Origin of the sequence: Paraburkholderia sp. DD10 (genome assembly GCF_049177125.1) — a bacterium.
Lineage (GTDB): Bacteria > Pseudomonadota > Gammaproteobacteria > Burkholderiales > Burkholderiaceae > Paraburkholderia > Paraburkholderia terricola.
In genome coordinates this window covers 176,607-199,631 of record NZ_CP185393.1, presented here as the reverse complement: position 1 = coordinate 199,631, position 23,025 = coordinate 176,607, and the positions used below count along the sequence as shown (strand labels likewise).

The following is a 23,025-nucleotide window of genomic DNA, read 5'->3' as shown; positions in this document are numbered from 1 at the left end:
TTCCGCCAATCACTCATAGGGCAAAAGATGGACCGTTTCGAAGCCATGGAGATATTCACGCGCGTGGTCGAGGCGAACAGCTTCACCAAGGTGTCGGAATCGCTCGACCTGCCGCGCGCCAAGGTCAGCCGCACCATCCAGGCGCTGGAGGAACACGTCGGCGTGCGTCTGTTGAACCGGTCGACGCGCCAGGTCAGCGTCACCGAGGACGGCGCGCTGTTCTACGAGCGCTGCGTGCGCATCCTCGCCGAAGTGACCGACGCCGAATCGTCGCTGTCGAACAAGCGCGAGCATCCGTCCGGCACGATCCGCGTGGATACCTCCGGCACGCTCGCCCGCGCGCTGCTGCTTCCCGCGCTCGATGATTTCTACCGCCAATACCCCGAAATCGACGTGCGGCTCGGTCTCGCGGACCGCAATATCGATCTGATCCAGGACGGCGTGGATTGCGTGATCCGCATGGGCACGCCGGAAGAATCGAGCCTCGTCGCGCGGCGCATCGGTCAGGCGCGGATCGTCACGTGCGCGTCGCCCGCGTATCTGGAGCAGTACGGCACGCCGACCACCCTCGAAGAGCTCGGCGAGCATCGCGCCGTCAATTACGTGTCGGCGCGCACCGGCAGGACCTTCCCGTTCGAATACGAAGTAAACGGCGAGCTCGTCAAGGTCGCGATGAAGAGCGTGCTCGCGGTGAACGACGGCAGCGTCTACATCGGCGCGGGTGCGCTCGGCCACGGCATCATCCAGCCGTCGCGCTACATGGTCGCGGATCTGATCGAACAAGGCGCGCTCAAGGAAATTCTCTCGGACTATGCGAGCCCCAGCACGCCGCTGTCGATTCTCTACGCGCATCGCCGAAATCTGAGTTCGCGGCTGCGTGCGTTCACCGAGTGGGTGACCGAACTCGTGCGCAACAATCCGGATCTGCGCATTCCCGACGCGTAGAACGCACCCACGCCAACAGCAAAAAGCCGTCGAATGGGACTTCGCGCTCAGGTTCTCGCCATCAGGCAATCCGCTCCTCATTGGACGGATCGAACAACACCGCCTTCGACGTATCGAACAGGAGCGTCGTGTTCGACAACGGCTGCGGGTTCGACGCCGGGTGCACGCGGCTCACGATGCGCTTGCCGTTGACCTGCGCGAACACGAGCGTGTCCGGGCCGGTCGGCTCGATCACGTCGACCTTCACTTCGATCTGTTGCAGTTTGCCATGGTCGCCATGCGCGCCGCGCGAGTCGGTGATGCGCTCCGGGCGCAAGCCGAGAATCACCTCGCGGCCGACGTGCGATTTCACCTTCGCCGAGTCGAACGGCAAATTCAACGCAGTGCGTGCGACGCCGGTATCCAGCTCCACGCCGACGCCCGAACCCTGTTCAACCAGCTTGCCCTGAATGAAGTTCATCGGCGGCGCGCCGATGAAACCGGCCACGAACAGATTCGACGGCGAGTCGTAGATTTCCTGCGGCGCGCCGAACTGCTGCACGATGCCGTCCTTCATCACCGCGATGCGGTCGCCGAGCGTCATCGCCTCGATCTGATCGTGCGTCACGTAGACGATCGTCGTACCGAGGCGTTGATGCAGCAGCTTGATTTCCGAACGCATTTCGATGCGCAGCTTCGCGTCGAGATTCGACAGCGGCTCGTCGAACAGGAACATCACCGGATCGCGCGCCAGCGCGCGACCCATCGCCACACGCTGACGCTGGCCGCCGGACAACTGGCCCGGCTTGCGATCGAGCAGGTGCGTGATCTGCAGCGTATTCGACACGCGATCGACGATCTGCGCCTGCTCCTGCTTCGGCACCTTGCGGATGTTCAGGCCGAACGAGATGTTCTCGCGCACCGTCATGGACGGATACAGCGCGTATGACTGGAACACCATCGCGATGTCGCGATCTTTCGGCGACAGGTTGTTCACCGTCTTGCCGTCGATCTGGATCTCGCCCTTGGTCACGGTTTCGAGGCCGGCGATCATGTTGAGCAGCGTCGACTTACCGCAGCCCGAGCCGCCGACGAGAATCAGGAACTGGCCGTCTTCGATGTCGATGTTGACACCCTTCAGAACCGGCACCCCGTTCGGGTAAGTCTTGTACACGTCACGGATGGAAAGGCTTGCCATGCTGTGATTCCTCTTGTCTCTGGTACTGCTTGAAAACGTCTTGTCGGGTGACGGCGGCGCTTCGTGCACACAGGCAGAAAGCCTCGCCGCGCTCGGATGGTCTAGCCTGGGTTCATTAGCCCTTCACTGCGCCCGCCGTCAGACCTCGCACGAAATAGCGTCCGGCGATGATGTAGACCAGCAAGGTCGGCAATGCGGCGATGATCGCGCCGGCCATGTCCACGTTGTATTCCTTCACGCCGGTCGAGGTGTTGACGAGGTTGTTCAGCGCCACCGTGATCGGCATCGAATCGACGCCGGAGAACACGATACCGAACAGGAAGTCATTCCAGATCTGCGTGAATTGCCAGATCAGGCACACCATGAAAATCGGCAGCGATACCGGCAGCAGGATCTTCGTGAAGATCGTGAAGAAGCCCGCGCCGTCGATACGCGCCGCCTTCACGAGTTCAGCCGGAATGCTCACGTAGAAGTTGCGGAAGAACATCGTGGTGAAGGCGATACCGTAGATCACGTGCACGACCACCAGACCGGTGGTCGTGTTCGACAGGCCGAGAAAGCCTTCGAAACGCGCCATCGGCAGCAGGATCGCCTGGAACGGAATGAAGCAGCCGACCAGCAGCATCGTGAAGATCGGATCGGCGCCGCGAAAACGCCAGTGCGTGAGCACATAACCGTTGAACGCGCCGACGATCGACGAGATCAGCACGGCGGGAATCACCATCCGCACCGAGTTCATGAAGAACGGCTGCATGCCGTCGCAACGCACACCCGTACAGGCGCCGCTCCATGCCTTGATCCACGGCTCGACGGTCCAGTGAGTGGGCGGCGTGAGCAGATTACCGGTGCGAAGCTGATCGATGTCCTTGAACGACGTGGACAGCATCACGTAGAGCGGGAACAGGAAATACAGGGCGAACAGAATCAGGGCCGCATAAATGACGGCACGGCTGATCGTCATCTTAGGCTGCATTGCGGGTGCTCCTCGATTCCAGATACATGAGCGGCACGAGCACGGCCACGACGGTGGCGAGCATCATCATCGACGATGCCGCGCCGACGCCGAGTTGCCCGCGATTGAACGAAAACGTGTACATGAAAATGGCCGGCAGCGACGACGACGTGCCAGGACCACCCGCCGTCAACGCGACAACGAGGTCGAAGGTCTTGATCGTGATGTGGCAAAGAATCAGCAGCACGGAGAAGAACACCGGGCGCATGCTCGGAATCACGATCTTGCGATAGATGGTGGGGAGGTTCGCGCCGTCCATCTGCGCGGCCTTGAAGATTTCACCGTCGACGCCGCGCAAGCCCGCGAGAAACAGCGCCATCACGAAACCGGTGGATTGCCACACCGCCGCGATCACGACGCAGAAAATCGCCTTGTCGGGGTCGCCGAGCCAACTGAACGAAAAGCTCGTCCAGCCCCAGTCGTGAAACACTTTCTCGAGGCCGATGCTCGGCGTCATGATCCATTGCCACGCGGTGCCGGTAACGATGAACGAGAGCGCCATCGGATACAGGAACACGGCGCGCAGCGCGCCTTCGTTGCGGATCTGCTGGTCGAGCAGAATGGCGAGGAACAGACCGAGGCCGATGCAGATGCCGATGAACGGAATGCCGAACCAGCCGAGGTTGGCGGCGGAGGTCCAGAACACGTCGTTATCGAACAGTTCGCGATAACGGTCGAGGCCGACGAAATCATAGCGAGGCATCAGCCGCGAATTGGACAGCGACAGATAGCCGGTGATGGCAATGAAGCCATACACGAAGACCAGGCTGATCACGACGCTGGGTGCGAGCACCAGCTTCGGAATCCAGCGATCGGCAAGGGCCGCCATGGGCGACGCGCGGCGGGAGACGGTGGCCGTTTTCCCGTTTCCGCTGATAGAAGCAGTCACTACTCGACTCCTGCTGAAACTGTACCGCCGGGTGGCTCGCGCTTGCGATGCACGAGGCCGCGACGGCATAGGTGTGACTCGATGAAACCAGGGGTGAAAGCGCCTGCTGCCGGCCTGTTCAACGCATCTGGCACATGCGGCGCGATCAGCGTCCTGAAGGGCGCGCCCGGCGCCCGTTGCCGCAACGGCCGGGCGCGCCGCTTCACTCAAACCACGACGTGCGACTTACTTCGTCTTCGCTGCCTTCGCGAGCGCGGCAACCGCGCTCTTCGAATCCTGCTGCGAGTTCATGAACTTCGTGACCACGTCCGAGATCGCGCCGGCTGCTGCATCCGGTTGCGCCATGCCGTGCGCCAGCGAAGGCACATAGCCGCCCGACTTGATCGCCACCTGTTCATCCGCATACGACTTCTTCGCGCAGTCGTCGAACTTGGCCATCGACACGCCCAGACGCACCGGAATCGAACCCTTGTTCAGGCTGAACTGTTCCTGGAACTCCGGCGACATGATCGTCTTGGCGAGCGCCAGCTGACCCGGCGTGGCTGCCTTCTGGCCCTTCTGCTGGAAGAACACGAACGAATCGACGTTGAACGTGTACGACTTTTCCGTGCCCGGCACGGCGGCGCAGATGTAGTCCGAACCCGACTTCTTGCCGGCGTTGGCGAATTCGCCCTTCGCCCAGTCGCCCATGAACTGCATGCCGGCCTTGCCGTTGATGACCATGGCCGTGGCGAGGTTCCAGTCACGGCCCGTGCGGCCCGCGTCGAAGTAACCCTGGATCTTGCGGACCGTGTCGAACACGCCGACCATCTTGTCCGAGGTCAGCGTCTTTTCGTCGAGATCGACCAGCGCCTTCTTGTAGAAGTCGGCGCCTTGCGACAGCACGACGTCTTCCCACAGCGTCAGGTCTTGCCACGGCTGACCGCCCATCGCGACCGGCTGGATGCCCGCGGCCTTCATCTTGTCGGCCACCGCGAAGAACTCGGGCCACGTGGTCGGCGCCTTGCCGCCCGCCTTCTCCAGTGCCGCCTTGTTGATGTACAGCCAGTTCACGCGGTGCACCGAGAAAGGCGCCGCCACGTAGTGGCCTTCCGCATGCATGATCTTGTCGATTTCCGGCGGCAGGTTCTTCTTCCAGTCGCCTGCGACCGAGTCGATCGGCACCAGCACGCCTTGCTGTGCCCAGTCCTGAATCAGCGGACCCTTGATCTGCGCGGCGCTCGGCGCGTTGCCCGAGATCACCTGCGTCTTCAGCGCCGTCATGGCAGCCGCGCCCGCACCGCCCGCCACCGCAAAGTCCTTCCACGTGTAACCCTGCTTCGTCATGTCGTCCTTGAGGACGCCGACGGCTTTCGACTCGCCGCCCGAGGTCCACCAGTGCAACACTTCGACCGACTCGGCGGCCTGCACGGCCGAGACGCCACACATCAGACCCGCGGCGCACAAAGCGCCCATGATCGCGCGAAATTTCATTGCTTATCTCCTCCAGACACCTGAACAAAAAACGAATGGCCCCTGATGTCGCCAGGGTGCTGTGGTTGGTTCAAACAGGCAAAACACTGGGCGATCGAGCACGGTCGGGCGCATGCGTGACGCATGTGCCGGCGGACCGATGTTCGTCCGCTGGAAGCTCAAGAGATGAGTGGTTCGGGATGCAACTGACTGTCTCCTCTTTTGATTTTTGCCTGCCCGCTTCGCGCGGCAGACTCGAGGTGCCTCGCATGTCAACCTGGTGCGGCACCCTTGCCGGCTGCCTAGATATCCGGCTTTCCGAAAGGCCGCCGGCGCATGCTGGCAAGTGCCGACACGTAATGTCCGTTAACATGCAGGGGACGCCCGCCGATTGGGAAAAACGCATGTTTTTGCCTTGCAGCCACACGCTTTTTTCATCGAATTAGCGCTACCTCTTGATTTGGATTGTAGTTAAACTACAATTCAGTGTCAAAAAATATTTTATCGGACTACGGCCGCTCTTTCTGCTGACCGCGGCGGCCCCAGGACATCGACGGAGACTCATGCAAACCGACTCAAGCTTCACCTTCGTTCTCTTCGGCGGAACTGGCGATCTGTCGATGCGCAAGATCCTTCCGGCACTGTTTGAAGCGCACCGTGCGGGCGGCATGCTCGCCGCGAGCGGCAAGATCGTCGCGGTGGCGCGCCATGTGGCCGATCGTGGCGGCTACCTCGAATGGGTCGATACGCACGTCAAGCCATATGTGTCGAAGAACGGTCTGGATGAAACGGCATGGGCGAGCTTTCTCGAACGCATCGAGTTCGTGAAGCTCGATCTCGGCAATCCCGAAGACTTCGCGCTGCTGCGCGATGCCGTGAGCGACTTGCCCGGCATTCGCGTGTTCTATCTGGCAACGGGTCCGTCGCTGTTCGTGCCGATCTGCCGCGCATTGGCGTCGGTGGGGCTGAACGAGAACGCGCGCATCGTGCTCGAAAAGCCGCTCGGCTATGACCTCAAGTCGTCGAATGCGATCAATGATGCGGTCGGCGAAATCTTCGCCGAGGAACAGATCTACCGGATCGACCACTACCTCGGTAAAGAGCCGGTGCAGAACCTGCTGGCGCTGCGCTTCGGCAATGCGCTGTTCGAGCCGCTGTGGCGCCGCGAATGGGTGGAGAGCATTCAGATCACGATCGCCGAGGAACTCGGCGTCGAGGCGCGCGGCGACTTCTACGACAACACCGGCGCATTGCGCGACATGGTGCAGAACCATTTGCTGCAACTGCTTTCGATCGTCGCGATGGAACCGCCCCATTCGATGGATTCCGACTCGGTGCGCGACGAGAAGCTGCGCGTGCTGCGCGCATTGAAACCGATCGATCAGCGCGACATCAGCAAGGTCGCCGTGCGCGGGCAATATCATTCGGGCGTGATTCGCGGCGCCACGGTGCCCGCCTATGCAACCGAGCCCGGCGTGAAGCCGGAGAGCACGACGGAAACCTTCGTCGCGCTGAAGGTCGAGATCGAGAACTGGCGCTGGGCCGGCGTGCCGTTTTTCCTGCGCACGGGCAAGCGGCTCGCGGACCGCGTCGCTGAAATCGTGGTGAATTTCCGCCCGGTGCCGCATTCGGCGTTGGGCGCGTCCGCGTTGCGCGCCGGGGCGAACCGCCTCGTGATCCGCTTGCAGCCGAACGAAACCATTCGCCTCTACTGCCTCGCCAAGCAGCCGGGCGAAGGCATGAATCTCGCCAGCGTCCATCTCGACCTCGCGTTCGACCGGTTCTTCCGCGAAGGCCAGATGGAAGCGTATCAGCGCCTGTTGCTCGACGTGATCAACGGCCGCCTCGCGCTGTTCGTGCGGCGCGACGAGCAGGAAGCGGCCTGGCGCTGGGTCGAACCGATCCTGAACGAATGGGCGGCCTCGAACAAGCCGCCCAAGCCGTACGCATCGGGCACGTGGGGGCCGGCCGCGGCGAGCGCGATGCTGGCGCAGCACGGCACCTGCTGGCTCGAGGAAGAGAATTGAATCACGGCGGCGCGGCGCGCCGCCCGTAAGACCCACCGACGAACTGAACGGAATGGCGCCGGTATCACGAAGGCGCCTGCAAGTCATCCCAGCTTGCAGGCGTCGAACGGGAGCAGTACCGCACGTTCCGCGGATCTAACAAGAAAGCAGCACGGAGGAGAAGTGATCGAGCTTCACGCTTTCGACGACCAACGCGCCCAATCCGACGCGTTGGCGAAAGCGGTCGGCGACGCGTTACATGCGTCGCTCGCCGCATCGGCGGCCACGGCCGCCACCGGCACGCGCCCTGCCCTGCTTGCCGTATCCGGCGGCAGCAGTCCGCGGCCGTTTCTGCAGACGCTGTCCACGCAATCCTTCGACTGGGCGCGCATTGCCGTGACGCTGGTCGACGACCGCTGGGTGCCCGAGACGGACAGCGCGAGCAACGCGCAACTGGTACACGACACGCTCTTGCAAAACGCCGCGCGACACGCCGCGTTCTGGCCGCTCGCCGACACCGCTCAGGATCTGCACGCGCATGTTGCCGCGCTGAATGCCGACCCGCGCTTTAGCGTCGTGCCGGACGTCGCGATTCTCGGCATGGGCGAAGACGGCCATACCGCGTCGATCTTTGCCGACGCGCCCGAATGGGATCACGCGATCACCACCGCCGAGCGCTTCGTCGCCGTGCATCCCGGCAATGCGCCGCATGCGCGCGTGAGCTGGTCGCTGTCCGCGTTGAAAGAAGTGAAGCATCTGTTCCTGCTGATCGCCGGACCGCGCAAGATGGACGTGCTGAATGCCGCCGCCGCTTCGCTACAAAAAAATGCCATCTCGCAGTTGGCGAACGACAAGGGAGTGAGACTCGATGTCTACTGGTGTGCAAACTAAGGCTGTTCCGGGCGCGGGCCAGCACGCCGATGGACCGAGGCTGCTGGCCGACATCGGCGGCACCAATGCGCGCTTCGCGCTGGAAAACAGTCCGGGGGAGATCGGCTCGGTGCAGGTCTACCCTTGCGCCGACTATCCGGGCGTGGCCGAAGTCATCAAGAAGTACCTGAAGGACACGAGGATCGGCCGCGTGAATCATGCGGCCATCGCGATTGCCAACCCGGTCGACGGCGATCAGGTGAGCATGACGAATCACGACTGGAGCTTTTCGATCGAAGCCACGCGCCGCGCGCTCGGCTTCGACACGCTGCTGGTCGTGAATGACTTCACCGCGCTCGCCATGGCGCTGCCAGGACTCACCGACGCGCAACGCGTGCAGGTGGGCGGCGGCACGCGCCGTCCGAACAGCGTGATCGGCCTGCTCGGCCCGGGCACCGGCATGGGCGTATCCGGCCTGATTCCCGCCGACGACCGCTGGATCGCGCTCGGCAGCGAAGGCGGCCACGCCACCTTCGCGCCGGCGGACGAACGCGAGGACATCGTGTTGCAATACGCGCGCAAGAAGTGGTCGCACGTGTCGTTCGAACGCGTGGCCGCGGGTCCCGGCATCGAGGTCATCTACCGCGCGCTGGCGGGCCGCGACAAGAAACGCGTGGCGGCGAGCGTCGACACGGTCGAGATCGTCAAGCGCGCGCTGGAAGGCGAGCCGCTCGCGGCCGAATCCGTCGACGTGTTCTGCGGCATTCTCGGCACCTTCGCCGGCAATATCGCGGTGACGCTCGGCGCGCTGGGCGGCATCTACATTGGCGGCGGCGTGGTGCCGCGCCTGGGCGAGTTCTTCGCGCGCTCGTCGTTTCGCAAGCGGTTCGAGGCCAAGGGCCGCTTCGAGGCGTATTTGCAGAACGTGCCGACCTATGTGATCACCGCCGAATACCCGGCGTTTCTCGGCGTTTCGGCGATTCTCGCCGAGCAGTTGTCGAATCGCGCGGGCGGCAGTTCATCGGCTGTGTTCGAACGGATTCGCCAGATGCGCGACGCGTTGACGCCGGCCGAGCGCCGCGTGGCCGATCTCGCGCTGAATCATCCGCGCTCGATCATCAACGATCCGATCGTCGATATCGCGCGCAAGGCCGACGTGAGTCAGCCGACGGTGATCCGCTTTTGCCGTTCGCTCGGCTGCCAAGGTTTGTCGGATTTCAAGCTGAAGCTCGCGACGGGTTTGACCGGCACGATTCCGGTGAGTCATAGCCAGGTGCATCTGGGCGACACGGCGACGGACTTCGGCGCGAAGGTGCTCGACAACACCGTGTCGGCGATCTTGCAGTTGCGCGAGCATCTGAACTTCGAGCATGTCGAGCGGGCGATCGATCTGTTGAACGGCGCGCGGCGCATCGAGTTTTACGGGCTCGGCAATTCGAACATCGTCGCGCAGGATGCGCATTACAAGTTTTTCCGTTTCGGCATTCCGACGATTGCCTACGGCGATCTGTATATGCAGGCGGCGTCGGCTGCGCTGCTCGGCAAGGGTGATGTGATCGTTGCCGTGTCCAAGTCGGGACGCGCGCCCGAATTACTGCGCGTGCTGGATGTGGCGATGCAGGCGGGGGCCAAGGTGATTGCCATTACTTCGAGCAATACGCCGTTGGCCAAGCGGGCGACCGTCGCGCTGGAAACCGATCACATTGAAATTCGCGAGTCGCAGTTGTCGATGATTTCGCGGATTCTGCATCTGGTGATGATCGATATTCTTGCTGTGGGGGTGGCGATTCGGCGCGCCGTGCCTAGCGCGGATGTGGCGGAGACGGTTGCCAGGGCGCGGCAAGGTGCCGATGATGATGCGAGCGCCGTGCTGGATTGGTTGAGTCATGGGGCCGCTTCTTCGGCGCGGGATTGATGTGGTGTTTTTTGCCTGGTCGGCGGGTTGGGTTGTGGTTTTGTAGTTTTGGCTTTTACTTGATTTGTTAGTGGTCTATTAGCGTTGCCCCTGTGCGGGGCGGCACCTACTTTTCTTTGCCGGCCGCAAAGAAAAGTAGGCAAAAGAAAGCGGCTAACACCGCTAACTCTTAAGTGGGTCCCCTGGCTTGGAGGGGGCAGTGGTGCATCTGGAATCCGTGCCCTCGCACATTCGACGCTCGTGACCAGGCAGTCATTCTTCCGGCGGCGCTGCGCGCGCCGTCGCGGTGCTTCATCAAACCGCGCGGCGCTTTTGACGCTATGTGGTACTGCATCAAACCACGCGTAGCTTTAGGCGCTACTTCACTAAACCATGCGCCGCTTCTCGACTAAGCGGTGCTTCCATTCAACTCGTGCTTGCCCTCTGTCGCGCGCAACTGAACGGCGCGACTTTCGGCGCCACGCCGAGGCGAAGCCGACGGCTCCCAACTGCGTGCGAGCGATGCCCCTGGTTTGCAAGGCAGACCCTTCCGGCGAGCGCGCAGCGCGAGGCGGGAAGTATGACTGCCTTGTCACGAACGCGGAGTGTGCGAGAGCACGGATTCCAGATGCACCACGATCCCCTCCAAGCCAGGGGACCCACTTAAAAATTAGCGGTGTGAGCCGCTTTCTTTTGCCTACTTTTCTTTGCGGCCGGTGTACAGACCGGAGACATGGTTGACGAACGTGCGAGGACATCGTTGACACTTTATGGTCAGCGGTTTTCGCTCCTCAGGTCAAGGGTGAGGATGCGGTGATGGGCAAACCAGAATTCAAATACGCCGTCTTCGCCGTCCTTTGCGCGTGCTGCAACCGGCAGCCGGTAAAGTGCTTTCGAGACCTTCAGGCGCCGTCCTTCAAAGCGTAGCTCGCCATTTGCCTTGACCCGCAGCACCACGTCATCCGGGCCGTACTCCGGCTCGCGCAGGACCGATGGAAACGCCCGCGGGCTCGGCTGGTAACGGCTCATCGGAGTGTCCATGCCGATCGCCTCATGCGGGCGCTCGCAGTTATAGATGGTGCGCCAGCGGTCCAGTTCGCGTTGCACGTGCTGCTGGGTGGCGAAGCTCCGTTCGTTCAGCACTTCGGCCTTCAGCGTGCGGTGAAACCGCTCGTCCTTGCCGTTGGTCTGCGGATGGTAAGGCCGGCTGTAGCTGATGCGGATCCCCAGCCGGATCAGCCAGACGGCCAGTTCGGTGAGCTGCCCCGGGCTGCCCGGTGAACCCCATGGCGAACCGTTATCGGTGTTGATGCGCAACGGCAGGCCGTAGTGGCCGAATGCCTCGCGCAGGCCCGCCTGCACCGTGGCCGTATCGGTTGGCCCACAGGCGCGCAGCAGGATGCTGAAGCGCGAATGGTCGTCGAGCACCGTCAGGGGGCTACAACGCCCCTGCTCGAGGGTATCGAAGTGTCCCTTGAAGTCCATCTGCCAGAGGACGTTGGGCTGCTCGTGCTCAAAGCGCTTCCAGGGTTCACTCATCGCTGAACCGGCCGGCAGGATCAGATTGTGCCGGTGCAGGATGGCTGTCACGGTGCTGGGCTGCGGCACCGCTTCAAAGCCCAGATCCCGCAGGCGCCGGCTGATCTTGCGGCCGCCCCAGCGCGGGTGTGCCTGACGCAGGCGCACCACCTCCTGCTCCATCTCAACCGTGGTCTTCGAGGGACTGCTGGCAGGGCGCCGCGACTGATCCGCCAGCGCGTCCTCGCCACGTCTGAGCCATTTGTAGCCGGTCTGCCGGCTGATGTTAAAGCGCTCGCACAGTTCGGTGACCGTGAGCGTGCGCTGACTGGCCAGATGAACAAATTCCTGTCTGAGGCTCATGGTGTCTCTTGCGTTCCAGGGCATGGTCGGGACCGGGCGTTTTCGTACCCGGAAGTGTCAACCATGTCCTCGCACACCTGTCAGCTATGTCTCCGGTCTGTACAGGCCGACAAAGAAAAGTAGGTGCCGCCCCGCACAGCAATGCTCTCAACTTAAGCCTCAAAGAGCTTGTAAACGAGGCATTGCCCCTGTAAACTTCATCGCATAACTCACTGATAAATCAACGATATGAACTCAAATACCAGCGTCCTCGCGGCTTCTGGCTGAGTTCTCCGATTTCCTGCTCGATCCGGCGCTCGCGGATCGCGTGCGTCGTTCTCCCACTGCCTTTACCCGCAATCGCACACTGACCTTGCCGCGCATGGCCGCGCTGATGATGTCCGGCATGTGCGCCAGTGTGCAGGCCGAACTTGACGCGCTATTCGGCGCACTGGGAAGCAGCGGCGGGCGCACCCGCGCTGTCAGCGCACAGGCCTTCAGCAAGGCGCGACGGGGAGTGTCTGCCGAACTGTTCGAACTGGCCCGCGCCCGCCTGATCTCGCTGGCCCAACCCCATATCGATTCGATGCGCTGGCACGGCCTGAGGCTGGTCGCCGCTGACGGTAGCCGCCTGCGTGTGGGCACGCGTCGCGGCCATGAACTGCGCGCCGATCACTACGCGTTTGCGCTGTTCCTGCCGGGTTCCGAACTGACCCTGCACGCTGCACTTCATCCCGCCGACGGCGGCGAGCGGCAGATGCTGTTCGAAGCCCTCGATGTACTGCAACCGCATACCGACCTGCTGCTGCTCGATCGCGGCTATATCGGCAACGCGATGGTGGCGGCGCTCGCACAGCGCGAAATCCCGTTCTGCATGCGCGTCGATGCGCGTAACTGGAAATGCGTCAGCGCCTTTACCCGCAGCGGTAAAGCCGAGCATGTGGTGACACTGGAAGCGCCCAGCGAACCGGATGCCCGCGCCTATGAACTGGCGCGTACGCCCACGACTGTGCGCCTGATCCGCGACGTCACGCCGGGCGGTCGCGTGCGTGTGCTGATGACCTCGCTGCTCGATGGCGGGCGTTATCCGGCGGCATCGTTCGGCGCGCTCTATCACCAGCGCTGGCGGGTCGAGGAAGCATTCAAACGACTCAAGCACCGGCTGCGGCTGGAAGCCGTCACAGGCCTCGATTACCTGGCGTTACAGCAGGACTTCGGCGCAAAAATCCTCGCCGACAACCTGTGCACACTGCTCAGCGATCTCGATGCGCCGCACGACGACAGACATGCCAGCCGTCCTAACCGGGTGTATGCACTGGGCGCACTCAAGCCCATCCTCGGCGCGTGTCTTCTGCGCATCCAGCGCTGTCTGGACGGCCTCGCCGGTGTGCTGGAAATGATCCACCAGACCCGATGCCGGATACAGCCCTCACGCTCCTATCCAAGACCACCCAGAAAAGCCAAGCCCCACTTCCATCTCGCGTACAAACTCGCTTGATGCAGCGGGGCTTAAGTTGAGAGCATTGCCCCGCACAGGGGCAACGCTAATAGACCACTAACAAATCAAGAAAAGGCCCAAACACAGCAAGCCCCCCGCCCGCAGTGCACCACCCACCTTAATCATTCCCCACCGTCTCCGACAACCGCTTAATCGTCGCGACTCTCGCGCCAATCACATCGATCCGGCCACGCTCATCGAGCAACGGCGTACTCGCATTGAGATACACGGTCCACGCCTTCTGCGCCCGCGTCAGCGTCGATCGCGAATGCACCGGCATCTTCGACTGCAAGCGACGGTAATAACGGTTCAGATCGAACATCGCATGTTCGCACCGCGCATCCGCGCCGCACGCACGCGGACGGCGCGGCGGATCGCCACCGGCGTTGATCCCCGCCACCGCGCCGCGCAGCGCGAGCGCCCGGTCACGCACCGGCTGCAACTGCATGTCGGCTTCGGCCAGCACATACCTCGTGCCGCGCGTCGTCGCGAACACCGCCGCGAGCAATTGCTTCTCGGCATCGCGTGACGCTTGCCAGCTTGCCTGGCTCTTTTCCCACTGCTTGCGCCGCGCCGGCGGCAAGCCTTGCTGAAGCTGCTGCCACGCGTTGTCCATCGCGGTTTTCCAGGCGATTCGAGCGGTGTCCATGCACTGCACCTGCCCCGCCGCCGACGACATGTCGCTGCGCGCGAGACAGGTACGCATCGACGCGTCGATCGGATCGGCCGCGGCGACTTCGGCGCGCGCCGCCGAGGACGCGGCGCCGAGCACGAGGCCGAGCGCGAACGCGACAACCAGCGCGCCGAACCCGCGCCGCCAGCCGTCGACGCTCCACAGGAACCTCATCGTCCGCATCGTCAGGCGCGCACGCAATCGACGAAGTACTCGATGCGCCCGTTGATCGTTTCGCCGACCAGCCCGTGGATGTCCGTGTGGAAACCGGGGAAGCGCTCGTTGAATTCACGCGCGAAACGCAGGTAATTGACGATCGTCCGGTTGAAGCGCTCGCCCGGAATCAGCAACGGAATGCCCGGCGGATACGGCGTCAGCAGAATCGACGTGACGCGGCCTTCGAGTTCGTCGATCGGTACCCGGTCGATCTCGCGGTGCGCGAGCTTGGCGAACGCGTCGGAGGGCTTCATCGCCGGTTCCATGCTCGACAGGTACATCTCGGTCGTCAGGCGCGCAATGTCGTTCGCACGGTAGACGCTGTGAATCTGCTGGCACAGATCGCGCAGGCCGACCCGCTCGTACATCGGATGATGCGCGACGAACTCGGGCAACACGCGCCACAGCGGCTGGTTGTTGTCGTAGTCGTCCTTGAACTGCTGCAACTCGGTCACCATCGAGTTCCAGCGGCCCTTGGTGATGCCGATCGTAAACATGATGAAGAACGAATACAGCCCGGTCTTCTCGACGATGATGCCGTGCTCGGCCAGGTACTTCGTGACGATCGCGGCGGGAATGCCCGATTCGCCGAAGCCGCCGTCCATGTCGAGACCCGGCGTGACGATGGTCGCCTTGATCGGGTCGAGCATGTTGAAGCCGTCGGCGAGCGGGCCGAAACCGTGCCACGGGTCGTTCGGGCGCAGCATCCAGTCCTCGCGCGAGCCGATGCCTTCCTCGGCGAACTGGTCAGGGCCCCACACCTTGAAGAACCAGTCGTCGCCGTATTCGGCGTCGACCTTGCTCATCGCGCGGCGGAAGTCGAGCGCTTCGGCAATCGATTCCTCGACGAGCGCGGTGCCGCCCGGCGCTTCCATCATCGCGGCGGCCACGTCGCACGACGCGATGATCGCGTACTGCGGGCTGGTGGACGTGTGCATCAGATACGCTTCGTTGAAGCGGTGCTTGTCGAAGCGGCTGTTCTTCGAATCCTGCACGACGATCTGCGACGCCTGCGAAATGCCGGCCAGCAGCTTGTGCGTGGAGTGCGTGGCGTACACCATCGCGCCGATGCGCGGGCGCCCCGCGCCGATCGCGTGCATGTCCTGATAGAACTCGTGGAATTCGGCGTGCGGCAGCCACGCTTCGTCGAAGTGCAGCGTGTCGAGCCATTCGCCCAACATTCCCTTGATCATCTCGACGTTGTAGATCACGCCGTCGTAGGTGCTCTGCGTGATGGTCAGGATGCGCGGCTTGAGATTGGGGTTTTTCGCCAGCGCTTCGCGCGCGAACGGATTCGCCTCGATCTTCTTGCGAATATTTTCCGGCTCGAATTCGCTGCGCGGAATCGGGCCGATGATGCCGAAATTGTTGCGCGTCGGCGTGAGGAACACCGGAATCGAACCGGTCATCGTGATCGCGTGCAGGATCGACTTGTGGCAGTTGCGGTCCACCAGCACGATGTCGCCGGGCGCCACCGTGCCGTGCCAGACGATCTTGTTCGAGGTCGACGTGCCGTTGGTCACGAAGAACACGTGGTCGGCGCTGAAAATGCGCGCGGCGTTGCGCTCGGACGCGGCGACCGGCCCGGTGTGGTCGAGCAGCTGGCCGAGTTCGTCGACGGCATTGCACACGTCGGCGCGCAGCATGTTCTCGCCGAAGAACTGGTGGAACATCTGGCCGAGCGGGCTCTTGAGGAACGCGACGCCGCCCGAGTGACCGGGGCAGTGCCATGAGTACGAGCCTTCTTCCGCGTACTGCACCAGTTCCTTGAAGAACGGCGGCGCGAGCGAATCCAGGTACACCTTGGTCTCGCGGATGATATGGCGCGCGACGAACTCCGGCGTATCCTCGAACATGTGGATGAAGCCGTGCAACTCGCGCAGGATGTCGTTCGGCAAGTGGCGCGAGGTGCGCGTTTCGCCGTACAGGAAGATCGGAATGTCCGCGTTGCGGCGGCGCACTTCGGCCACGAACGCGCGCAATGCGACGATCGCGGCGGCCAGCTCCGGCGTCTCGCCTTCCACCACGACGTTATCGACGTAGGGCAGCAGCTCGTCGTCGTCGATCGAGAGGATGAAGCACGAGGCGCGGCTCGACTGCTGCGCGAACGACGTCAGATCGCCATAGCTCGTCAGCCCGAGCACTTCCGCGCCTTCTTTCTCGATTGCCTCGGCCAGAGCCCGGATGCCGGAACCCGAGATGTTCTCGGAGCGGAAATCTTCGTCGATGATGACGACGGGAAAACGAAACTTCATGGGCGATTCTCCAAAAAGAACGACCGCTGCATTCTGTCAATTGCAGCGGTCACCCCGTATAGCTGGTGGATCAGTGCGCTGCCGGCGTTACGTCTTGGGCAACGTGACGCCGTGCTGACCTTGATATTTGCCGCCGCGATCCGCGTACGACGTTTCACAAATCTCGTCGCTTTCGAAAAACAGCACCTGGGCGACGCCTTCGTTCGCGTAGATTTTGGCAGGCAAAGGTGTCGTATTCGAGAATTCGAGCGTGACGTGTCCTTCCCATTCCGGTTCGAACGGCGTCACGTTGACGATGATCCCGCAGCGCGCATAGGTGGACTTGCCGAGGCACACGGTCAGCACGCTGCGCGGAATACGGAAATATTCGACGGTGCGGGCGAGCGCGAACGAATTCGGCGGGATGATGCAGACGTCGCCCTTGAAATCGACAAACGACTTCTCGTCGAAGTTCTTCGGATCGACGATGGTCGAATTGATGTTCGTGAAGATCTTGAATTCGTCGGCGCAGCGGATGTCGTAACCGTAGCTCGACGTGCCGTAGCTGACGATCTTCCGGCCGTCTTCGGAGACGCGGACCTGATCGGGCGCGAACGGCTCGATCATGTTGTGCGACGCGGCCATGCGCCGGATCCACTTGTCGGATTTGATGGTCATAGGTGAACGCTGCTCGACGTGAATGACAGGGTGACGGATAACGGCCCGGTTTCAACGGGTAACTTTCGCGGCGGGCTACTGGCGGGCTACCGCGGGCTTCAAGCGCCGCGCCGCCGCGCCATGTGGAGCCTGGCTGGATTCCCGCCTACGCGCCTTGGGCCAGGCGGCCTCAACGAAAGGCGCTCATTTTACGCGATCACGAAGACTGCCGCGGGTGCGCCGGAGAAACAATCCAACGCGCGATCAGACATGACCGGCCGCGCTTCCAAAGGCCGCCCGCAAGGAGATCGAACTCCCGCCGCTCACTGGCGAATCAAACCGCAGGCGAGCGCGGAGCCCGCGCCATGCTGCGGATACGCATAGGGGTCGGTCGCATCGTGATGCAGCAGCACCGCGCGCTGCAATACCGAGCGGATACCGTCGAGCGACACGTCCGGCGCGACGATGAAGCCGCTCGCCACGCCGTTCGCATCCGCATGAATATTGCCGAGATCGCCTTCGACCCGCGCGCCCGCTTTCAGACGCTCGGCGGCCGGCGAGAACACCTGGCCGGCGCTGGAGCCGTCGGCGGCGTTGCAGTCGCCGCGCTCGTGGACTTGCAGCGCATGGTCGCTGTTGGGCGGCAAGCCGGCGAGATTGTAGGTGACCTGCACGCCGTCCGAGCGCTCGATGAACGTAACGAGGCCGCGCGCCTGGTTGCCCACGGTGGGCAGCAACTGCGCGTCGGCGCGCTTTTCCTGTGGTCTCAGGAACGCGCTACAGCCGCATAACAGCAGACTGCTGGCAGCCAGGACGATGAACGCATGCACCGCCTGCCCGTCGATTCGTTTTCCCATGCGATCCTCTTGCCGGCCTGGCGGCCGCCCCTGCGGCCGCCGAGCCGAACTTGTGAAGCCGACATGATACCGCGAGACCAGCCGCAAACAGGCGCAAATAGGCGCGGACAGGCGCCTCGCCCAAACGCCCGGTCAGGTGTTCTGCACGACGATGTTGGGGAACTTCGACGTCATGTCGCGCGCCCGCTCGGCGATATGAACCGCGACCTTGCGTGCGATCGACCGGTAGATCTCCGCGATGCGTCCTTCGGGGTCCGCCACCACGGTCGGCCGGCCCGAGTCGGCCTGCTCGCGGATCGCGATGTCGAGCGGCAGACTGCCGAGCACCTCGACGCCATATTCCTTCGCCATTCGCTCGCCGCCGCCGGCGCCGAAAATGTGCTCTTCATGGCCGCAGTTCGAGCAGATGTGCATGCCCATGTTCTCGACGATGCCGAGAATCGGAATGCCGACCTTTTCGAACATCTTGAGACCCTTCTTCGCGTCGAGTAGCGCGATGTCCTGCGGCGTCGTGACGATCACGGCGCCCGTCACCGGCACGCGTTGCGACAAGGTCAGCTGAATGTCGCCGGTACCAGGCGGCATGTCGACGATCAGGTAGTCGAGATCCTGCCAGTTGGTCTGCCGCAGTAGTTGCTCGAGCGCCGACGTGGCCATCGGGCCGCGCCACACCATCGGGTTGTCCTGTTCGATCAGAAAGCCGATCGAATTGGCCTGCACGCCGTGGCCGGTCATCGGGTTCATCGACTTCTCGTCGGGCGACTCGGGGCGGCCGACGATGCCGAGCATCATGGGCAGCGACGGACCATAAATGTCCGCGTCGAGTATGCCGACCGACGCCCCTTCGCTCGCTAGCGCCAGCGCCAGGTTCACGGCGGTCGTGCTCTTGCCGACACCGCCCTTGCCCGACGCCACCGCGACGATGTTTTTCACGCTCGGCAAGAGTTTCACGCCGCGCTGCACGGTATGCGCCGCGATCTGCTGCGACACTTCGATGCGCGCGTTCGTCACGCCCGGCACGCCTCGCAGCGCGTCCGCGAACTGCGCGCGGACCGCTTCGAACTGGCGTCTCGCCGGATAGCCGAGCACCACCTCGAGGCTGACCGTGTCGCCTTCCACGGCGACGTTCTTGATGTTCCTGGCAGCGGCGTAGGGCCGGCCCGTGTTGGGGTCGGTGACGGCTGCGAGGGCAGCGTCGATCAAAGCCCGATCGATACTCATTGACACTCCGTGGGAACACTTGCGGCGCGGCGCGAATCGGGTCTGCGCGCGCGCCGGAATTTGAAAGAAATTGTTAGACAGCATTGCGAAAACCCGGCCTGCCGGGCACCCTTCCGGCAGGCGGAACGCCGAAGGGGTCGCATCGCTGCGTACACCAGCTAATATTGTAGTGGCTGGCGCCAAGCCGTGCCGCAAGACCCTGCTTCACTGTCGGACCGGGACTTAGAAAGCGTAGGATTTTCCGTATTGTCGAGCAGTCCGCTTTACTCGCGTCACGTTAGCCGAAATGGATTGATCGCTAACCGCCGCGTTACTCGCTTCACTCAAGAGGAATCAAAAATGAATGCAAAAATCATGACTCGCCTGGCTGTATTCGCCGTTGCCGGCTCCCTGCTGGCAGGCTGCGCAAGCCAACAGGGCACTAACACGGCCGTCGGTACGGGCGTGGGCGCCGGCACCGGCGCGGCGCTGGGCGCGATCTTCGGCGGCGGCAAGGGCGCGGCGATCGGCGCAGGCGTCGGCGCAGCGGTGGGCGGCATCACCGGCTACAACTGGCAAGCCATTCACAACAAGCTCTCCGGCGCCACCAAGGGCACCGGTACGCAGATCACCGAGCAGCCGGACGGCTCGCTCAAGCTGAACATTCCGAGCTCGGTCACGTTCGACACGAACAGCTACGCGGTCAAGCCGTCGTTTGCGCCGGTGCTGGATCAGCTTGCGCAGACCCTGCAGCAGAACCCGGAACTGATCGCTCAGGTGGTCGGCCACACGGATAGCACCGGCCAGCCGGCGTACAACCAGACGCTGTCGGTCAACCGCGCGCAAAGCGTGACGGGCTACCTGGGCCAACGTGGCGTCGCGCCGCAACGCCTGTCGGCACAAGGCATGGGCCCGAACCAGCCGATCGCCGACAACAACACCGAAGCCGGCCGCGCCGCGAACCGTCGCGTGGAAATCTATCTGCGCGCCACGGCGCAGCACGCCACGCAATGACGTCACGGCTCGAAAGAGGATGAGGAAGCGGGCGCCGGGCTTGTGCCGCGGGCGTCCGCGAACCGTAAAACCGAGCTGGGAGAAAACCTGCACGAGAACGTAAAAAATTTCGAACTCTGCTGAAAATCCGCTGTCTCTCTTTACGGTACGTGGCTGGCAATCGCCGCCGCGTCACCATTCTCCTCTTGTCGTTGTTGCTCCGGGGTTTAATAGCCCCGGTTTTTTTTGGGCGCTCGGTATACACCGTCGCGCTTCTTCACGGCCCCTCCAGCCGATCCAGCCCGCGCCGCGCCGGGCGCCTGCCCTGCTAGAATCAACGTTTCGTCCCACCGCAGGCTCCCACCATCCTTATGTCAGCACCCGCAACCGATCTCTCCGCAGGCGCGCCGTCAGGCCGTCGCCAGGTTCTCGTCACGTCGGCCCTTCCGTATGCGAATGGGCAAATCCATATTGGCCATCTGGTCGAATATATCCAGACGGACATCTGGGTTCGGACGTTGCGAATGCACGGTCACGAGGTCTATTACGTGGGCGCCGACGACACGCACGGCACGCCGGTCATGCTGCGCGCGGAAAAGGAAGGGCTCACGCCGAAACAGTTGATCGACCGCGTGTGGCAGGAGCACAAGCGCGATTTCGACAGCTTCGGGATTTCCTTCGACAATTACTACACGACCGATTCCGAAGAGAACCGCATTCTCAGCGAGAACGTCTATCTCGCGTTGCAAGAAGCCGGCCTGATCGACGCGCGCGATATCGAACAGGCCTACGACCCCGTCAAGGAAATGTTCCTGCCGGACCGCTTCATCAAGGGCGAGTGTCCGAAGTGCGGCGCGAAAGACCAATACGGCGACAGTTGCGAAGTGTGCGGTTCCACTTACCAGCCCACCGAACTGGTCAATCCCTATTCGGTGGTCTCCGGCGCCACGCCGATCCGCAAGACGTCGACGCACTATTTCTTCCGCCTGTCGGATCCGCGCTGCGAGAATTTCCTGCGCGCGTGGGTGGGCGGCCTGGCGCAGCCCGAAGCCACCAACAAGATGCGCGAATGGCTCGGCGACGCCGGCGAAGCGAAGCTCGCCGATTGGGACATCTCGCGCGACGCGCCGTATTTCGGCTTCGAGATTCCGGGCGCGCCGGGCAAGTATTTCTACGTGTGGCTGGATGCGCCGGTCGGCTATTACGCGAGCTTCAAGAACCTCGCTGAAAAACGCGGGCTGGATTTCGACGCGTGGGTCCGCCAAGGCTCGACCGCCGAGCAATACCATTTCATCGGCAAGGACATTCTGTATTTCCACACGCTGTTCTGGCCGGCCATGCTCGAGTTTTCGGGCCACCGCACGCCGACCAACGTGTTCGCGCACGGGTTCCTGACGGTGGACGGCGCGAAGATGTCGAAGTCGCGCGGCACCTTCATCACCGCGCAAAGCGTGATCGACACGGGCCTCAATCCGGAATGGCTGCGCTATTACTTCGCGGCCAAGCTGAACAGCACGATGGAAGACCTCGACCTGAACCTCGACGACTTCCAGGCGCGCGTGAACAGCGATCTGGTGGGCAAGTACGTGAACATCGCGAGCCGCGCCGCCGGCTTCCTGATCAAGCGTTTCGACGGCCGCGTGCGGGACAGCGCGATGCAGCATCCGCTGCTCGCCTCGCTGCGCGCCGCCGTGCCGCAGATCGCCGCGAACTACGAGGCGCGCGAGTACAACCGCGCGCTGCGTCAAACCATGGACCTGGCCGACGCGGTCAATGCCTACGTCGACACCGCCAAGCCGTGGGATCAGGCGAAAGACGCGGCAAACCCGGACGCGCTGCATGAAACCTGCAGCGTGAGCATCGAGGCTTTCCGTCTGCTGTCGCTGGCGCTCAAGCCCGTGCTGCCGAAGCTGGCCGAAGCCGTCGAAGGCTTCCTGGACATCGAGCCGCTGGTGTGGGCCGACGCCAACGTGCCGCTGTCCTCCGCGCGCCCCATCAACGCGTACAAGCATTTGATGACGCGCGTCGATCCGAAGCAGATCGAGGCGCTGCTGGCGGCCAATCGCGATTCGCTGCAAGCCACGCCGGAAACGGCGCCGGCCGACGCGAAGCACAAGTCGAAGGCGGCAAGGGCAGCAGCGGCCGCCGCTGCCGACAAAGACGAAGCACCCGCCATCATCTCGATCGACGACTTCGCCAAGATCGATCTGCGCATCGCGAAGATCGTCGACTGCAAGGCGGTGGAAGGCTCGGACAAATTGCTGCAACTCACGCTCGACGTCGGCGAGGAGAACACCCGCAACGTGTTCTCGGGCATCAAGTCGGCGTATCAGCCGGAGCAACTGGTCGGCAAGCTGACGGTGATGGTCGCGAATCTCGCGCCGCGCAAGATGAAGTTCGGCATGTCCGAGGGCATGGTGCTCGCGGCGTCGGCCACGGACGAGAAAGCCGAACCGGGCCTCTACGTGCTGGAGCCGGACAGCGGCGCAAAGCCGGGCATGCGCGTGAAATAAACGTGAAGTAAGCCCGAAGGAAGCGCGGCGCCCGGCTTCAAAGCCGGGAGGCACGAACAAAAAACGGCACGCCCTGCAA

Annotated in this window: 17 protein-coding genes; 7 read left to right on the top strand and 10 right to left on the bottom strand. The window is 63.0% G+C overall.

The features are described 5' to 3' along the window. The first annotated feature begins 27 nt into the window (after positions 1-27). Positions 28-945: a LysR family transcriptional regulator gene (locus ACOCG7_RS16240; RefSeq protein WP_073430789.1), complete on the top strand. Its 918-nt coding sequence runs from the start codon at positions 28-30 to the stop codon at positions 943-945. Between the two features lie 61 nt (positions 946-1,006). Here ACOCG7_RS16240 and ACOCG7_RS16235 read toward each other — a convergent pair whose 3' ends face one another. The 4 genes from ACOCG7_RS16235 to ACOCG7_RS16220 form a co-directional block, all read right to left on the bottom strand. Then, on the bottom strand, positions 1,007-2,122 hold the full coding sequence (locus tag ACOCG7_RS16235) for an ABC transporter ATP-binding protein (protein WP_083085490.1): 1,116 nt from the start codon (positions 2,120-2,122) through the stop codon (positions 1,007-1,009). 115 nt (positions 2,123-2,237) lie between these two features. Then, positions 2,238-3,095, bottom strand: coding sequence for a carbohydrate ABC transporter permease (locus tag ACOCG7_RS16230; protein WP_073430791.1), 858 nt, complete (start codon positions 3,093-3,095; stop codon positions 2,238-2,240). Then, on the bottom strand, positions 3,085-4,023 hold the full coding sequence (locus ACOCG7_RS16225) for a carbohydrate ABC transporter permease (RefSeq protein WP_073430792.1): 939 nt from the start codon (positions 4,021-4,023) through the stop codon (positions 3,085-3,087). Before ACOCG7_RS16225 ends, ACOCG7_RS16230 begins: the two co-directional genes overlap by 11 nt. A 225-nt stretch (positions 4,024-4,248) precedes the next feature. Further along, on the bottom strand, positions 4,249-5,496 hold the full coding sequence (locus ACOCG7_RS16220; RefSeq protein ID WP_073430793.1) for an ABC transporter substrate-binding protein: 1,248 nt from the start codon (positions 5,494-5,496) through the stop codon (positions 4,249-4,251). Positions 5,497-6,038: 542 nt separating this feature from the next. Here ACOCG7_RS16220 and zwf point away from each other — a divergent pair. From zwf to ACOCG7_RS16205, 3 genes are all read left to right on the top strand, one after another. Further along, positions 6,039-7,502 carry a glucose-6-phosphate dehydrogenase gene (gene zwf / locus ACOCG7_RS16215; RefSeq protein WP_114162024.1) on the top strand — a complete coding sequence of 488 codons (1,464 nt, stop codon included), beginning with the start codon at positions 6,039-6,041 and terminating at the stop codon, positions 7,500-7,502. A 162-nt stretch (positions 7,503-7,664) separates the two neighbouring features. Then, entirely contained in the window at positions 7,665-8,372 is a 708-nt protein-coding gene (gene pgl, locus ACOCG7_RS16210) for a 6-phosphogluconolactonase (RefSeq protein WP_114162023.1), read from the top strand. After that, on the top strand, positions 8,350-10,266 hold the full coding sequence (locus ACOCG7_RS16205) for a bifunctional transcriptional regulator/glucokinase (RefSeq protein WP_073430796.1): 1,917 nt from the start codon (positions 8,350-8,352) through the stop codon (positions 10,264-10,266). Before pgl ends, ACOCG7_RS16205 begins: the two co-directional genes overlap by 23 nt. 753 nt (positions 10,267-11,019) lie before the next feature. On the opposite strand, the gene ACOCG7_RS16200 is transcribed toward ACOCG7_RS16205, so the two are convergent. Further along, complete coding sequence (locus ACOCG7_RS16200; protein ID WP_114161853.1) at positions 11,020-12,150, bottom strand: IS481 family transposase; 1,131 nt, start codon at positions 12,148-12,150, stop codon at positions 11,020-11,022. Positions 12,151-12,364: 214 nt separating this feature from the next. Here ACOCG7_RS16200 and ACOCG7_RS16195 point away from each other — a divergent pair, with 214 nt between their 5' ends. Then, positions 12,365-13,603: an IS4 family transposase gene (locus ACOCG7_RS16195; RefSeq protein WP_342346033.1), complete on the top strand. Its 1,239-nt coding sequence runs from the start codon at positions 12,365-12,367 to the stop codon at positions 13,601-13,603. A 118-nt stretch (positions 13,604-13,721) separates the two neighbouring features. Here the strand turns inward: ACOCG7_RS16195 and ACOCG7_RS16190 are convergent, their stop codons facing one another. The 5 genes from ACOCG7_RS16190 to apbC all read right to left on the bottom strand — a co-directional run bounded on the left by ACOCG7_RS16190 (position 13,722) and on the right by apbC (position 19,461). Next, positions 13,722-14,450 carry a lysozyme inhibitor LprI family protein gene (locus ACOCG7_RS16190; protein WP_244219967.1) on the bottom strand — a complete coding sequence of 243 codons (729 nt, stop codon included), beginning with the start codon at positions 14,448-14,450 and terminating at the stop codon, positions 13,722-13,724. Positions 14,451-14,461: 11 nt separating this feature from the next. Then, complete coding sequence (locus ACOCG7_RS16185) at positions 14,462-16,747, bottom strand: arginine/lysine/ornithine decarboxylase (RefSeq protein ID WP_073431984.1); 2,286 nt, start codon at positions 16,745-16,747, stop codon at positions 14,462-14,464. An 87-nt stretch (positions 16,748-16,834) separates the two neighbouring features. Continuing rightward, positions 16,835-17,404 carry a dCTP deaminase gene (gene dcd / locus ACOCG7_RS16180; RefSeq protein WP_012432068.1) on the bottom strand — a complete coding sequence of 190 codons (570 nt, stop codon included), beginning with the start codon at positions 17,402-17,404 and terminating at the stop codon, positions 16,835-16,837. Positions 17,405-17,706: 302 nt separating this feature from the next. Further along, positions 17,707-18,240, bottom strand: coding sequence for a superoxide dismutase family protein (locus ACOCG7_RS16175; RefSeq protein ID WP_073431983.1), 534 nt, complete (start codon positions 18,238-18,240; stop codon positions 17,707-17,709). Positions 18,241-18,372: 132 nt separating this feature from the next. Beyond that, positions 18,373-19,461: an iron-sulfur cluster carrier protein ApbC gene (apbC, locus tag ACOCG7_RS16170; protein ID WP_073431982.1), complete on the bottom strand. Its 1,089-nt coding sequence runs from the start codon at positions 19,459-19,461 to the stop codon at positions 18,373-18,375. Between the two features lie 339 nt (positions 19,462-19,800). On the opposite strand from apbC, the gene ACOCG7_RS16165 reads away from it, so the two are divergent. Together ACOCG7_RS16165 and metG are read left to right on the top strand one after the other, a co-directional pair. Next, positions 19,801-20,454: an OmpA family protein gene (locus ACOCG7_RS16165; protein ID WP_073431981.1), complete on the top strand. Its 654-nt coding sequence runs from the start codon at positions 19,801-19,803 to the stop codon at positions 20,452-20,454. Between the two features lie 350 nt (positions 20,455-20,804). Further along, complete coding sequence (gene metG, locus ACOCG7_RS16160) at positions 20,805-22,946, top strand: methionine--tRNA ligase (RefSeq protein ID WP_114162022.1); 2,142 nt, start codon at positions 20,805-20,807, stop codon at positions 22,944-22,946. The last annotated feature ends 79 nt before the right edge of the window (positions 22,947-23,025 follow it).